Source organism: Armatimonadota bacterium, assembly GCA_028871815.1.
Lineage (GTDB): Bacteria > Armatimonadota > Chthonomonadetes > Chthonomonadales > Chthonomonadaceae > REEB205.
The window spans coordinates 170614-184914 of record JAGWMJ010000003.1 but is presented as its reverse complement, the minus strand read 5'-3'; the positions used below and the strand labels follow the sequence as shown (position 1 = coordinate 184914).

12 protein-coding genes are annotated in these 14301 nt (G+C 60.7%); 10 read left to right on the top strand and 2 right to left on the bottom strand.

Annotated elements, in window-relative coordinates; translation table 11 throughout:
* Positions 1 to 44: 44 nt before the first annotated feature.
* Positions 45 to 947, top strand: coding sequence for a signal recognition particle-docking protein FtsY (gene ftsY, locus KGJ62_05265; GenBank protein ID MDE2125981.1), 903 nt, complete (start codon positions 45 to 47; stop codon positions 945 to 947).
* Positions 948 to 958: 11 nt separating this feature from the next.
* On the opposite strand, the gene KGJ62_05260 is transcribed toward ftsY, so the two are convergent.
* Positions 959 to 1336, bottom strand: a complete 378-nt coding sequence (locus KGJ62_05260) for a Rid family detoxifying hydrolase (protein MDE2125980.1) — start codon at positions 1334 to 1336, stop codon at positions 959 to 961.
* A gap of 109 nt (positions 1337 to 1445) precedes the next feature.
* Between KGJ62_05260 and KGJ62_05255 the strand changes: the two genes are divergently transcribed.
* From KGJ62_05255 to KGJ62_05225, 7 genes are all read left to right on the top strand, one after another.
* Positions 1446 to 1844, top strand: coding sequence for a cupin domain-containing protein (locus tag KGJ62_05255; GenBank protein MDE2125979.1), 399 nt, complete (start codon positions 1446 to 1448; stop codon positions 1842 to 1844).
* Positions 1841 to 3646: a DNA mismatch repair endonuclease MutL gene (mutL, locus tag KGJ62_05250; GenBank protein MDE2125978.1), complete on the top strand. Its 1806-nt coding sequence runs from the start codon at positions 1841 to 1843 to the stop codon at positions 3644 to 3646. Before KGJ62_05255 ends, mutL begins: the two co-directional genes overlap by 4 nt.
* 41 nt (positions 3647 to 3687) lie before the next feature.
* The gene (locus KGJ62_05245) at positions 3688 to 4473 is read left to right on the top strand and encodes a phytanoyl-CoA dioxygenase family protein (GenBank protein MDE2125977.1); all 786 of its coding nucleotides are present in this window, start codon (positions 3688 to 3690) and stop codon (positions 4471 to 4473) included.
* 195 nt (positions 4474 to 4668) lie between these two features.
* Entirely contained in the window at positions 4669 to 8310 is a 3642-nt protein-coding gene (gene metH, locus KGJ62_05240; protein ID MDE2125976.1) for a methionine synthase, read from the top strand.
* A 287-nt stretch (positions 8311 to 8597) separates the two neighbouring features.
* Complete coding sequence (locus KGJ62_05235; GenBank protein MDE2125975.1) at positions 8598 to 8906, top strand: hypothetical protein; 309 nt, start codon at positions 8598 to 8600, stop codon at positions 8904 to 8906.
* 34 nt (positions 8907 to 8940) lie between these two features.
* A complete protein-coding gene (locus KGJ62_05230) occupies positions 8941 to 9111 on the top strand; it encodes a hypothetical protein (protein MDE2125974.1) in 171 nt (56 codons plus the stop codon).
* Positions 9112 to 9527: 416 nt separating this feature from the next.
* Complete coding sequence (locus tag KGJ62_05225; protein ID MDE2125973.1) at positions 9528 to 10349, top strand: hypothetical protein; 822 nt, start codon at positions 9528 to 9530, stop codon at positions 10347 to 10349.
* A 94-nt stretch (positions 10350 to 10443) separates the two neighbouring features.
* On the opposite strand, the gene dacB is transcribed toward KGJ62_05225, so the two are convergent.
* Positions 10444 to 11931, bottom strand: a complete 1488-nt coding sequence (gene dacB, locus KGJ62_05220) for a D-alanyl-D-alanine carboxypeptidase/D-alanyl-D-alanine-endopeptidase (GenBank protein MDE2125972.1) — start codon at positions 11929 to 11931, stop codon at positions 10444 to 10446.
* A gap of 130 nt (positions 11932 to 12061) precedes the next feature.
* Here dacB and KGJ62_05215 point away from each other — a divergent pair, with 130 nt between their 5' ends.
* Positions 12062 to 13045: an ABC transporter permease gene (locus KGJ62_05215; protein ID MDE2125971.1), complete on the top strand. Its 984-nt coding sequence runs from the start codon at positions 12062 to 12064 to the stop codon at positions 13043 to 13045.
* Entirely contained in the window at positions 13042 to 14268 is a 1227-nt protein-coding gene (locus tag KGJ62_05210) for a tetratricopeptide repeat protein (GenBank protein MDE2125970.1), read from the top strand. The genes KGJ62_05215 and KGJ62_05210 overlap by 4 nt, the downstream gene beginning before the upstream one ends.
* Positions 14269 to 14301 lie beyond the last annotated feature (33 nt).

Below are 14301 nucleotides of genomic sequence, written 5' to 3'. Positions count from 1 at the left end.
ACTCCTGCAGACCGGCCGCGATCCGTACTGGCCCCACTTACTCTATGCCCTTCGAACTCTTTCGCACCGTCGTCCAGAGAATCGACGCGGCAATTACCGGTCGCGGCCGAATTGACGAAGCGCTTTTTGACGAGATGGAAGGGCTGATGATCTCCGGTGACATCAGCGTTCGCACTGCAGAGAAGCTTCTTTCGGGCGTCCGTTTAGCCGTCCGTGACGAGCGCATCGTCGGGTCGGCTGATGTTGTGCGCCGCATGAAGCAGGAGACCGCTGCGATTCTGGCCGCCTCCGCTGAGCGTTACCGAACTGGTTTAGCAGTCTCGCCCGTCCCGCCCACCGTGTACCTGGTCGTTGGCGTTAACGGGGTCGGTAAAACGACGACGATCGCAAAGTTGGCGCACAGGCTTCAGTCCCGGGGCGCACGCGTCGTCCTCGCCGCGGGAGATACCTTCCGGGCTGCCGCGATCGACCAGTTGGAACTGTGGGCACGGCGCACGGGGAGCGACCTGGTGAAGCACCGGGAGGGCAGCGATCCTTCAGCTGTTGTGTTTGATGCCCTCAAGGCCGGGCGCGCGCGAAGCGCCGATTTTGTGATCGCCGACACGGCGGGGCGGCTGCATACGCGCGCCAACCTGATGGAGGAACTCAAAAAGATTGAGCGCGTGACAAACCGCGAACTTGGCCGTCCAGCAGACGAGATCCTGCTGGTGCTAGATGCCACAACCGGGCAGAATGCTATTAGCCAGGCTCGCTTGTTTATGGAGGCCATTCCTATCACCGGCATTGCGCTAGCCAAGCTGGACGGCACGGCACGCGGGGGCATAGTCGTCAGCCTTGTTGAAGAGCTGGGCCTACCTATCAAGCTGATAGGTACCGGTGAGCGGGCCGGTGACCTCGCCGACTTCGATGCGCCGACCTTCGTTGAGGAGCTGTTCGCCGGCATCTAGCAGATGGTTCGCTACAGAATCGCGATCGCCTCAATCTCAACGTCCACGTCGAGTGGCAACCGAGCAACCTGAACGCAGCTGCGTGCTGGTTTTACATCCCCGAAATACTCTGTGTAAACAGCGTTCAGCCTCGCGAAGTTATCCATATCCTTAAGGAAAACCACCACCTTGACGCAGTTTTCTAGATCGGCGCCGGCTGCCTGAAGTACGCGCCGAACGTTCTCGATACAGAGCCGAACGCTGGCTTCAAAGTCATGGCGGACAACCTCCTTTGTATCGACATGCATTGGAACCTGGCCCGAAACAAAAACAAAGTTGTCGGCGATGATTCCGGGGGAGTAAGGCGACCCGGTGGCCGGCGCTTGCGCCGAGACAGCGCGCTTATCCATTTCGATTGCTCCTCATAGTGCAGATTTGGCCACTGATCGCAAGCAGCGACCGGTATGATGATATACCACGGTGGTAACGCGCGCGTGGTGTTACGGAAGGAGCATCCTGATGGAGATTGTGTCGCTGGCAAGCGTGCCGCCTTTCACGACGAAGGACGGATCCACGATTCGGGAACTGCTGTCATTTCGCAACTCGGAGATCGCGGCACAGAGTTTGGCGGAGGCGCGCCTCGCACCGGGAGGCGAAACAACGGCTCACGTTCACCCGGCTACCGAGGAAATCTACTATTTGCTGTCTGGAATAGGCCTAATGGCCATTGAAAATGAGACCAGAGCCGTAGCAGCCGGCGACGCCATTGCCATTCCGCCAGGCAAGCGGCATCAGATTCGTAACATCGGCGTCGAGCCCCTGGTGTTGCTCTGTTGCTGCGCGCCGGCGTACAGCGATACGGATACGATACTTTGCGATGCGTTATTGCCCTCTCCCGAGAGTGACGCTGATCGATGAGTCGAATCATTCTCCTGGATGAGAATACAGCGAACCGTATCGCCGCCGGTGAGGTGGTGGAGCGGCCGGCATCGGCCGCCAAGGAGTTGGTGGAAAACGCGCTGGATGCTGGGGCGACCCGGATCACCGTCCGGATGGAGGATGGTGGTCGCGCCTTGCTGTCGGTTGCCGACAATGGTTACGGCATGACGCGTGACGAGGCAGTGCTTGCGCTGCAAAGGCACGCCACCAGCAAAATCCGGACCGCCGAGGATCTGTTCCGCATCACGACGCTTGGGTTTCGCGGCGAGGCGCTGCCTTCTATCGCATCCGTTTCACGCCTGATCCTGTCGACGCGAGCCGAAGGGGCTGAAACGGGCGTTCGCATTGAGGTGACTGGTGGTACAATCGTCGCCGATGATGAAGTCTCAATGGCTTTTGGGACCGTTGTCGAGGTCCATGACCTTTTCTACAACACACCTGCACGCCTCAAGTTTATGCGCAGCCCAAACGCAGAGGCGAGCCGGACCGGCGATCTCGTCGCGCCTCTCGCCCTGGCTTATCCGAATGTAGCGTTCCGCATTCTGGCCGGGCAGCGGGAGATGCTCCGCACGAGCGGACAGGGCGATATGCTGGCAGCAATCGCGGCGCTTTGGACACCGGAGATCGGACAGCGGCTTATACCGGTTCATGATGGTGCCGGATCGCTATATGTGAGTGGTTATGTCGGTCCGCCGGATGTGTCGCGGCCCGGGCGGAGCCACCAACTCGTTTTTGTTAACGGCCGAGCCATACGCAGCCGCACCGTGACACATGCCCTGGAGGAGGCATTCCGGTCGCTCAGCCCCGAGGGCCGCTTTCCCGTGGCCGTCCTCTTTATTGCTGTAGACAACGAGCAGGTGGACGTCAACGTGCATCCAACCAAGTCCGAGGTGCGATTCACCCGCGACTCCGATATCCACCATGCGGTATCCACCGCGGTCAAGGCCGGTTTGCTGAAAAGCGGCATCGTGTCACAGCTCGGCTCCGGCGCGATGCGTACGGGGTTTTCCGGCGACTGGCTGAAGGCGGAGCGGTACACGGGCGATCCCGGCGCCACGGCTCAAGCCGAGTTGCGGTTTCCCGTCGCCGACGCATCTGCGCTTGGTGGCTCGGATCGTGACCCGTTCGCGGTAGGTCAAAGTGATACGTCATCGAGCTCAAACGGGGATGCGACAGGGCCCGCGAAGCCGTACGCCGACCAACTCCGTTCATTTCGCGTTTTGGGCCAGGCCCGCAACACGTACATCGTTGCCGCAACGGCAGACGGTCTCGCGATCATCGACCAACATGTGGCGCACGAGCGCGTGCTCTACGAGCGGCTAACCGAAAAGCGGTTCGGCGCCGGTATTCCATCGCAGCAGCTGGCCGTGCCCTGGAACCTGGCGCTTGAGCGCAGAGAGGCGGTGATTGTCGGCGATAACCTGGATCAGTTCGCGCGCGCGGGCTGGGACATCGCGCCGTTCGGTAAGGAAGCATTTATCGTGCGGGCCGTGCCGACGGCACTCCGATCTCGCAACGCCGAAGCCATTCTTCGCGATACGATCGACGAGCTGGTGAATCAATCTGTTTCGCGAAGGCTGCTCGTAGAGCGTGATGTCGTCACCATCACAAACGCATGTAAAATGGCGGTAAAGGCCGGTGACCCGCTGACGGTTCCGGAGATGGAGAGCCTGCTGGAGCAGCTTGCCGATACCGAAAACCCGTGGTTGTGTCCGCATGGACGCCCGATCGTGGTGACAATACCGTTTGCAAGCCTTGACCGGCAATTCAAGCGCAGTTGAGTGACAAGAGTGACTATTATCCTGGAGGAGCTACCGGAACGATGATGCCTTTGGCCAAGCCCGGCCCGATGACCGAGACGGAACGGTTTCTGTTCGATGTGGCGGGTTATCTCGTGATACCCGGCGCCCTGTCAACGGGCGAAACCGAACGATGCCTGGAAGCGGCACAGCGCGCACATGGCGACTTGCCCAACCGCAAGTGGCGGCAAATCGGCGCCCTTTACGAGAAAGAGCCCGCAATTGAGGAGTTGATCGATCACCCATCGGTATTGCCGAAAGTGCGTGCGCTGCTCGGTGACTACTTTATCGTTCAGAGCAGTTGGTGCACGTTATCGCCAGCGCATTTTCCCGGGCAGGGGCTGCACCAGGACGGTAGCGGCGCGTATGAGTTCCGGCGGCTGGCGCTTCCCACACCGTTGGTGCAGCTGCGCGTTGGGTACTTCCTGACCGATCAGTCGGCGGCAAATATGGGCAACATCGTCATCATACCGGGCAGCCACAATGCTTCGGTGAAGCTGCCGGCTGGATTGACGGTCGCGGATTTGCCGAACGCAGAGCCCGTTTGTGGCCCTGCAGGCTCAGCACTTCTGTTTCACCAGGGCGTATATCACTGTGGCGCCGATAACGAGGCAAATCACGACCGGTTGATACAGCACATTGTCTACAGCCCGCCGTGGCTGATTCCCAGCGACCGTTTCGGTAACGACCCGGCATTCATGGAGCGAACAACGCCGCTTCGTCGTGCGCTGGTCGGAAACTGGAGTCGGCCGGAGGCGCCGTTTGGTGGTGGATACGACCGACCGCCGTTCGAGGAATCCGCCAGCTAATTGCCTCGGAGTGTGCGAGAGGCGCCTGCGGTATACTCTCACGCACGGTTGTGGGCGCCATAACGGCACGCCGTACGCGGAGAGTGGCGTTCGTATACTGTTTGAAGGGAGTGATTCTGAGAAGTGGCCGATGATGTTGACCGACCGCCCATAGAGGAGTTGCTTGCGGGCCGTATCCTGGTGCTGGATGGCGCCATGGGCACCATGATACAGCGGCACAAGCTTCAGGAGGAGGACTACCGCGGCACACGATTCGCCGCCCACCCCGCTCGCCTTCAGAATAACAACGATATCCTGAGCCTTGTCCGGCCTGATATCATCAGCGGGATACACGCTGCGTATCTTGAGGCGGGCGCAGACATCATCGAAACGAACACGTTCAACGCTACCAGCCTTTCGCAGGATGATTTTGGCGCCACCTCACTGGTCCGGGAGATGAACCTGGCTTCGGCGCATCTTGCCCGCAAGTGCGCGGATGCTGCGACTGCTCGCAACCCGCGCCGTCCGCGCTTCGTTGCCGGCGCCATTGGGCCGCTCAGCAAAACGCTGTCGCTTTCGCGTGATATCAGCGATCCCGGCGCTCGGGACGTTACGTTCGAGCAGGTTTGCGACGCCTACCTCGAGCAGGTGCGCGCACTGGTGGAAGGTGGCGTGGACCTGCTGCTGCCCGAGACGACGTTCGACACGCTCAACCTGAAAGCGGCATTGTTCGCCATCCAGCGGTTTTTCGACGACGGTGGGCGGCGAGTTCCTGTTATGGCCAGCATTACGCTCACCGATTTGAGCGGGCGCACATTGAATGGCCAGACCGCTGAGGCTGCGTGGAATTCAATTGCGCACGCGGGGCTCCTTTCGGTCGGGCTGAATTGCGCGCTAGGTCCGAAGGAGATGCGTCCGTACATCGAGGAGCTGAGCGCGATTGCACCGATCTTCGTCAGCTGTTATCCGAACGCGGGGCTGCCGAACGCTCTTTCGGATACGGGATTTGACGAAACGCCGGAATCGATGGCGCCACAACTCGGCGTGTGGGCGCGAAACGGCTGGCTGAACATCGTGGGCGGCTGCTGCGGCACCACGCCAGACCATATCCGGGCGATTGCGCAGGCGGTGGAAGGCGTTCCGCCTCGCGTACCGCCATCGGTTGCGCCGTGGACACGTCTCAGCGGTCTGGAAGCGCTAACGCTTCGCCCGGACTCGAACTTTACAATGGTCGGCGAACGCACCAACGTGACCGGCTCGCCGAAGTTTGCCCGTGCGATTTTGGCCGGTGACTTCGAAGCGGGCCTGGTGATCGCACACGAGCAGGTAGTCGGCGGCGCGAACATCCTGGACGTGAACTTTGATGAGGCGCTGCTCGATTCCGACGCGGCCATGACAAAGTTCATGAATCTGGCGATGGCTGAACCGGATATCGCCCGGATACCGATGATGATCGACAGCTCACGCTGGTCGACTATCGAATGCGGCCTTCGCTGCGTTGCCGGCAAGTGCGTCGTCAACTCCATCAGCCTGAAGGAAGGGCCGGAAAAGTTCAAGGAGCAGGCCCGGCTTGCCCGCGCTTACGGCGCCGCCGTTGTGGTAATGGCGTTTGATGAAGCCGGTCAGGCCGAGACGGTTGATCGCAAGGTGGCAATCTGTGAGCGCGCGTACCGCCTGCTGACCGAGGAGGTAGGATTCCGACCCGAGGATATCATCTTTGACCCGGCCATTCTTACCGTGGCGACCGGTATGGAGGAGCATAACGACTACGCTGTGGCGTTCATTGAAGCCACGCGCATTTTGAAACAGCGCCTACCGCTCTGCAAAGTCAGCGGTGGTGTCAGCAACATTTCGTTCTCCTTCCGAGGCAACAATGTAGTGCGCGAGGCCATGCATAGCGCGTTTCTCTACCACGCTGTTGCAGCCGGCCTGGATATGGGCATCGTGAATGCCGGCCAGCTTGCCGTGTACGAAGAGATTCCGACGGACCTCCTGGCGCTGGTTGAAGACGTTCTCCTCAACCGAAGACCCGACGCGACCGAGCGACTTCTGGCGTTTGCTGAAACGGTGAAAGGTAAGGGTGCAGCCCGTGTTGCCGACCTGACCTGGCGTACGGAACCCGTACAGGCACGACTCTCGCACGCGTTGGTGAAGGGCATCGTTGAGTTCATCGAAGAGGATGTGGAAGAGGCGCGCCTCTTGTATGGCCGGCCCCTTGAGGTGATCGAGGGTCCGCTGATGGATGGCATGAACATTGTCGGCGACCTGTTTGGGTCCGGCAAGATGTTTCTGCCCCAGGTAGTTAAATCCGCCCGAGTGATGAAGAAGGCCGTTGCGGTTCTGCTGCCCTACATGGACGCGGAAAAGCAGCAGGCGCTGTCGGCGCGCACTCAGGGTCGGATCGTGATGGCGACCGTGAAGGGCGACGTGCACGATATCGGGAAGAACATTGTCGGCGTTGTGCTGGGCTGCAACAACTACGAAGTGATCGACCTTGGCGTAATGGTGCCGTGTGAAACCATCCTGCAAAAGGCGCGTGAGGTTCAAGCCGATCTTATTGGACTGAGCGGGTTGATCACGCCATCGCTCGATGAAATGGCGCATGTTGCGCGCGAGATGGAACGCCAGGGCTTTGAGATACCGCTGCTGATTGGCGGCGCCACCACCAGCCGGGCGCACACCGCCATAAAAATAGCACCGCACTATCGGAACCCCGTCCTCCATGTTCTGGATGCCTCGCGTGCGGTCGGCGTGATGTCCAACCTGTTGAGTTCCGAGAACCGCGATGGATTCGTGGCAACCGCGCGCGAGGAGCAGGAGACGCTACGGCTGCAGCATGCCGGGCGTCGTGAGGCTGCACCACTCCTGCCGATAGCCGTTGCGCGGAGGCGCCGACCGCAGGTGGAGTGGGGCGCCGACAACATATCCACGCCGTCGTTCACCGGTATCCGTGCCCTTGGCGACTATCCACTGGCTGAGCTCGTTCCATTCATAGACTGGACGCCATTCTTCCACGCATGGGAACTGCGCGGACGCTTTCCAGAGATCCTTACCGACAAAGTCGTGGGGGATGCAGCGCAAAAGCTGTATGACGACGGGCGCACCTTGCTCAGCCAGATGGTGCATGACAAGGCGATAACGGCCCGCGGTGTATACGGCTTTTGGCCAGCCAACAGCGTCGGCGACGACATCGTCCTTTTTACGGACAGTACGCGGAGCGAGCGGCTGGATGTGCTCTATACCCTGAGGCAGCAGGCGGACAAAGGCCCCGGACAGGTGAACTACTCGCTGAGCGATTATGTGGCGCCGTTGCAGACAGGCCTCGCTGACTACATCGGAGCATTTGCCGTTACCGCCGGCGCGAATCTGAAGGAGCTGGTGGAGCGTTTCCAGCGTGAGCATGATGACTACAATGCAATACTGGCGGAGGCCCTGGCAGATCGCCTGGCGGAGGCCTTTGCCGAGCGCCTGCACCAGATCGCCCGCTTCGACTGGGGCTTTGGCGCTGACGAAGCACTGTCAAATGAAGAGCTTATCGGCGAGAAGTATCGCGGAATACGTCCGGCGCCCGGGTACCCGGCGTGTCCGGACCATACCGAGAAGGAGACGATTTTCCGTTTGCTGAACGCCACAGCTCACACCGGAATCAAGCTGACGGAGAGCCTGGCGATGTCTCCGGGCGCATCCGTATCCGGGCTCTATATCGGGCATGCGCAGGCGCGCTACTTTCCGGTGGGGCGCCTTGCGCGCGACCAGGTGGCGGATTACGCCGCGCGCAAAGGTTGGGATCTGGAGACTGCGGAAAAGTGGTTGGCTCCAAACCTGGATTACGAACATTCCGTTCTTGCCGCGCGCTGACGCAGCTTTCGGGCAAGGCATGCGTCGGCTCCGCGGCACTGCTATGGATCTTGTTCGGTCTGCTTCCCACTCTGGACGGCCGCAACCCCGCATTCGCCGTCGTATGCTTCATATGCCCGTTGCTGGTGGCAGTTGGCGCTGTCCAACTCTGTGTCCGCACCCGGTCCGGTAAGCTGGCTCTTCCGGCACTGGCGCAATCGGGTCGTCTCCGTGCGGAAACCGCACAGTTATCGCCGGATTGCCTTGCGGCCTCAGCAGCGCTATCGGCAGCAGGAGAGTGTGAGGCCTTGACGGGCAGTTTGCGTTGTGCCGCGGTCACCGGGCTAGCATCCTCACAGCCGGAGTTGGTGCTGGCGTCGTTGAAACTGATCGCGCAGGCCGGCGACATTGCGAGTTTGAGCCATGTGGAACGGCTGTTGGCCAGCCCTACCGAAGCGCCGGAACACACGCGTACACGAGCATTTGCGGAATTGGTGGCCGCCGAGCTGGTCGCTGCCCGGCAGGTTGCACTCGACCGGCGCCGGCTCGTACGCCCGGTTTCGGCCTGCGCGGAGAGCGAACTCCTCAGGTCGCCCCGCAGTCGCTCCCCCTATTAGGCTGTCGGGAATCCCGGACGCGCTGCTGGAGTCTTTGCCACGCCATCGAGGCGAGGATCTGACCCTCTCGAACATCGATCAGGGCCGCCTCGGCCCACTCGCGCAGCACGAGTTTCCTCTCCTGGTACGAACTCCACGACGAGGCGCGAGCCAGTTCGGCGTCCAGCTGTGCGAGAGTGGCGACAAGCCGATCGATGCGCCGTGATCGGCGCCAACCGTGCGGTGCGTAGGCAGTAATAGTAAACGCTCCTAGGGCAAGTAAGTCATTAGTACGTATCATAACTCCCCTCGGTGGCAGCGCCATGTTTCGGTCGTGTTATACGGGTCATTTGCGACGGCAGATCAGGATTCCTTCGTCCGTCGTACTCACCACGCGAAGGAATTTCTATACGTACGTACATCTGGCGAATACGTTTTGTCACGTAGCATATAATTACATATAGTGAATATATAGGCTTAGCTCGCACCTGCGGAAACTTTCGGTATTCGCAAGCTGGAACACAACACGGTGGCTCACTGTGAAGGCTTTCACGAACTTCTGCAACGCAGAGCGTGAACGCACCTTTTTGTAGAGTTATCAAGGGTCACCGCATCGTGCCCAAACCAGACTGGAGCTAACAAATGGTATCGAGACATCAAGAAGATGGTGAGTGTGGGGCCGGTATTACCGGCTCGGAGGTGGGCGACGAAACAGAAGGTTCCCAGCCGCCCCGGCTTGAAGGGGAATCGAAGCGAGATGTCTGTTGCGACGATAACCAGTTGATCGACGTCATCCGCAACGGCGCTGGATATGCCGGCGCGCCGGCGGTTATGGGGCATCTTGCCCGCTGCGGTGAATGCCAAACGTCCTACCGGAATATCAATAAGTTGTTGGCGGTCGGCGCCGAAAACCGTTTGCGTGAGGCAATAGCCCAACCGGCGAACATCGTTAAGGTGGTTCGGGCCGCGGTCAGACGGCGGCAGTGGAAGACACGACTGCGCCAACTCCCAATAAATCTCTTTCGAATGGTCTGCACCGTATTAGCGACTACTTTCCTCGTCGGCCTCGCGGCACGTCCGGGTAACGCGCCATCAAACGGTTCCGGCGCGGTAGCCGGTTGCAGATATCTGGCGGCTCAAGCCGAACGTGGTGGGCTCAGTCTGGCCGACCGCATCGTGATCGCAGGGCGTTGCTTGAGAATTGGCGTCGGTGCGCTCGTTGGCCGAAGTTCAGATTCGCCGATCACCACGGTCCGAGTGACGCCTGTGGCTGCGCAAAGCAACGCGCCCGCACTTTCTGGCGAATCCAGGGACCAGAGCGCCCAAATCCGCGGCGCCATGCCGCAGAACGCTGCGCCGGGTGTACGCGGTGCAGCCGCCTCGTTGATTCGCAAACCGCCAGCGATCGGCAAGGCGTCGGACGCCCCGTCGGCGCCTGCCGGGCTGGTTTCCACAAGCCAGTAATTCGACGTCGGGACCGGTGGCTCGCTGCAAGGTCGCGGGCTTTGCGGCGGGCTGGTGGGGGTGGCGTGCCGATTGTGGACATCAGCCCATGTCTTTAGTCCGATTGATGGGCGCCGGCGTTTCCGCGCAGGCTCGCGAGCAGGACGACGATAGCATCCTGAGCCTGTTCGCAGACGCGGTTAGGACACAAATGGTTGTTCATCAGAATCGAGAAAACCAGCGGCTGGCCGTCCGCCGTTCGCACATATCCGCTAATGGTGCTTACATGCGACACGTAACCCGTCTTCGCATGGCAGTTGCCGGCGGCGGCAGTACCCTTCATCCGGCGCGCGAGCGTGCCATCCACGCCGGCGACCGGGAGCGACTCATCGTACTGCCTGAACCAGGGTTGTTTGGTGAACCACACCAGCGTGCGTACGATATTCCGGGGTGACACAAAGTTGTCTCGTGATAGCCCGGAACCATCGGCCTGCCGAACCTCGCTCATCCGCAGACCAATGGTACGGAACCATGTGCGCGCGGCGAGGCATGCGGTGCCGCCCTCCCCGCCGGTGCCCTGTCCATCAATCTGCGCTCCAACCGACTTCAGCAAGCACTCCGCTATCAGGTTGTCGCTCGGCTTGTTGAGCCGGCGGAGCACCTCCGGCATCGCGGGCGAGAGGTGGTCGGCCAGCAGCACCGCGCCAACAGGGCTGTGGCCTTCCAGAGTGCCGCCGGCAATCTCAATGCCGGCCTTGATGAGGTCCGACCGAAAGAGTGTTGCGGCGAAGCGCGGAGGGTCTTCGTACGTAACCGCGATGGCAGGATCTTTCGCGGGCGCGATGCCGGCCGGTAGACTGCCCGAGATTAGGATCGTATTGCGGCCGCGCCGGCGAGTAACATCGAGTCCTACCGGCGTGCCTTTTGCCGTCGTTACGGCCGTGCAGTGCACCGTGGCGTAGTCGGCCAAGGGCGTTACGCTTACGCCGACCGGGTCGCCTATGCCCGTGCCGGGCTGGACGTGCACCACCACTACATTCTCATCCACGTTCAGGGCGCTGATCTGGGCGGAATAGTAGTAGGGCTCGTCGTCCCAAGCCCAGGTTTCACCCAGGAACTGGCGGTCAAAGCGGTAATCATCAAAGCGCAGGTTTCCGGTTATGCGATGAATGCCGGCAGCTTTCAACTGACCGGCCAGAGCATTCAGATCGTCGGCTGTGAGGATCGGATCGCCAGAACCTTGCAGTACAAGGTCTCCGTTCACCACGCCATCTTTGTCTGGTCGCGACGTCGCCAGCACCCGCGTATGCCATCGGAAGTCGATGCCGAGCACACCGAGTGCGGCGCATGCTGTGAGGATCTTGTTGTTGGATGCCGGGACAAAGAGGCTATCGGCATTCCGGGCGTACAGCGTCCGGCCGCTCTTTAGTGACTTGATCAGGACGCCCTGAAAGCCCTCGCGCAAACCTGGCTTGTTCAGCAGGCTATTGATGCGCCGTGCGAGCGAATCGCCGGATGGGCGAGCGTCGGCCGGGGCAGCCGGAGCGACGATGGGGAGAAGGATCGACACCACCAGAATGAGCACATAGTTTGATAACTTCATGGCGGCCGGTTTCGTGAATGGCTCGTTGGCTTCCTGCACGAGCAGGAAACCCGCCGGTGAGCGTTGTAATCCACAATGCGCCCCAGGCGCGTTGCCTCCGATGGGGCGCGAATCTGCCGGAGATCGCTGTTTGACGTCACCTTTCTCCTTGCTTGGACGGGCGCGCCTCAACGAGCAGGTTCGCGACGCGATGGCGCCGCTGGGCTTTTTGGCGCTGCTCAGTGTGGGCCTTTGGTGGTATCAGCCGCGCTTTCTCAGCCTCGTCAACCTTCAGGACCTGGCTCGCGAGACCTCGGTTGTTGCAATACTGGCGGTCGGTCAGACGGTGGTGATTATCGCCGCACAAATCGACCTTTCGGTGGGGTCTAACCTTGCATTCGCCGGCTGTATGGCCGGCGTGGCAATGCGCGATCATCATTTTGGTGTCATCGCCGCTATCGCGGTAGCATGCGCTTCCGGCTCCGCCATTGGCGTGGTCAACGGGCTGGTGACAGCCTATGGCCGGATACCCAGCTTTATCGTCACGCTTGGCGCCATGCTTGCCTGCCGCGGCCTCGCGCTTATCGTGTCCAACAGCATCAATATCTCGCCGCTGGCGCCAGGCTTCGAGGTGTTTGGTTCGGGCGGGCTCTTTCAAACCAGAATGGGCGCCGGCCTGCCATGGGCGTTTGTGATAATGATCGTCTGCGCCATCATTATCCACGTGGTTCTCTCCGCGACGCGATGGGGTCGGTCGGTGTACGCTGTTGGCGGGAATCGCGAAGCAGCGCGCCTGTCGGGTATCAATATGCGCTGGATGACAGTTTCCATCATGACGCTGATGGGATTCGTCACCGGAATAGCGGCGGTTATCGACGTTTCGCGCGCTGGGGTTGCCCAGCCCACGGCTGGTGCGCAGATGGAGCTGTGGTCGATAGCAGCTACCGTAATGGGCGGAACATCCCTATTTGGCGGAACGGGTGGCATTCCCGGCGCGATCATCGGCGCGTTTCTCATGTCGGTGATCCAGAATGGTTGCGACCTGGCCGGTCTTGAGCAGGGGCACCAGTACCTTATTGTCGGCAGCGTTATCGTAATTGCCGTACTCTACGACCGCATTCGCAGGCGAACATGAACCAGAACACAAAGCAGATCTCCCACCGGATTGTCAGCCTGGGCGGCATTCTCGCGATGCTGGGCTTGTACACCATCACATCCTGCACTGCAACCCACGCAATTGCCCAGACGGCGCCAAAGCCTCCGCCAGGGGCGCCAGCGAAGCCCACTGCGCCGGCTGATGATAGTTCCAAGTTGGACACGGATGGCGAGCACCTGATGGCGCAAGGCAAAGTGGTGGAAGCCCTCGCAACCTTCCAGCGTTCTACGGTTGCCAATCCGAAAGATATCCGCGCCTGGATGGATCTGGGAGCAGCCAATAGCCAACTCAACCGCTTTCCGGATGCCGTGAAAGCCTTTCAGACGGCGGTGAACCTCAATCCAGCGGTGCCGGGGTTCCACTTCAGCCTGGGGAATGCCCTGCTTTCTGCCGGAAACTACAGTCAAGCCTACGCCGAACTTCAACAAGCGGTGCAGCGCGATCCGCTCAACCCGCAGTTCCGAATGGGGCTGGGTCAGGCTTACGTACAGGCGGGTGATTTCGGCCACGCTGTTGCGGCATTTCAGAATGCCGTGGGAGCCGCTCCCGGTTTCGCGGGAGCTCATGATGCGCTGGCCGATGCCGCGCACAAGGCCGGCGATCTGGCGATGGAGCAACGGGAATATGAAGCGGCACTCGTTGCCGACCCGACGGACTGCACGGCGATGGAGGGTTTGAAGCGGTATCCGCAAGCCATTGCCAGCGCGAAGGAGCAGTTGGCGCGCGCACCCAGGAGCCCGCTTCTGATCGCACAGCTAGCGGATGCGTATGAAGCCGCCGGCGACCACGCTCAGGCCGTCGAGCAGTATCAGGCGTGTATCGCGATTACACCGAACAATCCGACAGTCTGGGGAAACATGGGCTGGTCGCAGTATGGTGCTGGTGACTATTCCGCATCACTCACCAGTTCGGCGCGGGCTCTCGCCATCAGTCCCGGTCTGGTGTATGTCCTCTTTAACGTTGCCCTTGTTCACGCAGTTCAAAATGACCTGGCGCAGTCTGAGGCTGGATACCGCACCGCAATCGCAACCGCGGCGCCGGGCGATATGCGCGGCGCGGAACAGGACATTCAACATGCGATCAAAGTCCATGGCTCCAATTCCGCGCTGAACCGCGCCGGGCAGCTGGTTCATGCTGCCCTTGAAAGAGCTGCCGCCGCTGCAGCAGTACATACAGGGGATGCCGCCGAAGGTATCTTCTAGCCGCACGTTTAGCGAACCAAGCAGGGAGAATCG

Bases quoted from the DNA above. Each gene is read 5' to 3' on its own strand.
- ftsY (MDE2125981.1), top strand. From the start codon at position 45: ATGCCCTTCGAACTCTTTCGCACCGTCGTCCAGAGAATCGACGCGGCA.
- KGJ62_05260 (MDE2125980.1), bottom strand. From the start codon at position 1,336: ATGGATAAGCGCGCTGTCTCGGCGCAAGCGCCGGCCACCGGGTCGCCT.
- KGJ62_05255 (MDE2125979.1), top strand. From the start codon at position 1,446: ATGGAGATTGTGTCGCTGGCAAGCGTGCCGCCTTTCACGACGAAGGAC.
- mutL (MDE2125978.1), top strand. From the start codon at position 1,841: ATGAGTCGAATCATTCTCCTGGATGAGAATACAGCGAACCGTATCGCC.
- KGJ62_05245 (MDE2125977.1), top strand. From the start codon at position 3,688: ATGATGCCTTTGGCCAAGCCCGGCCCGATGACCGAGACGGAACGGTTT.
- metH (MDE2125976.1), top strand. From the start codon at position 4,669: ATGGGCACCATGATACAGCGGCACAAGCTTCAGGAGGAGGACTACCGC.
- KGJ62_05225 (MDE2125973.1), top strand. From the start codon at position 9,528: ATGGTATCGAGACATCAAGAAGATGGTGAGTGTGGGGCCGGTATTACC.
- dacB (MDE2125972.1), bottom strand. From the start codon at position 11,931: ATGAAGTTATCAAACTATGTGCTCATTCTGGTGGTGTCGATCCTTCTC.
- KGJ62_05210 (MDE2125970.1), top strand. From the start codon at position 13,042: ATGAACCAGAACACAAAGCAGATCTCCCACCGGATTGTCAGCCTGGGC.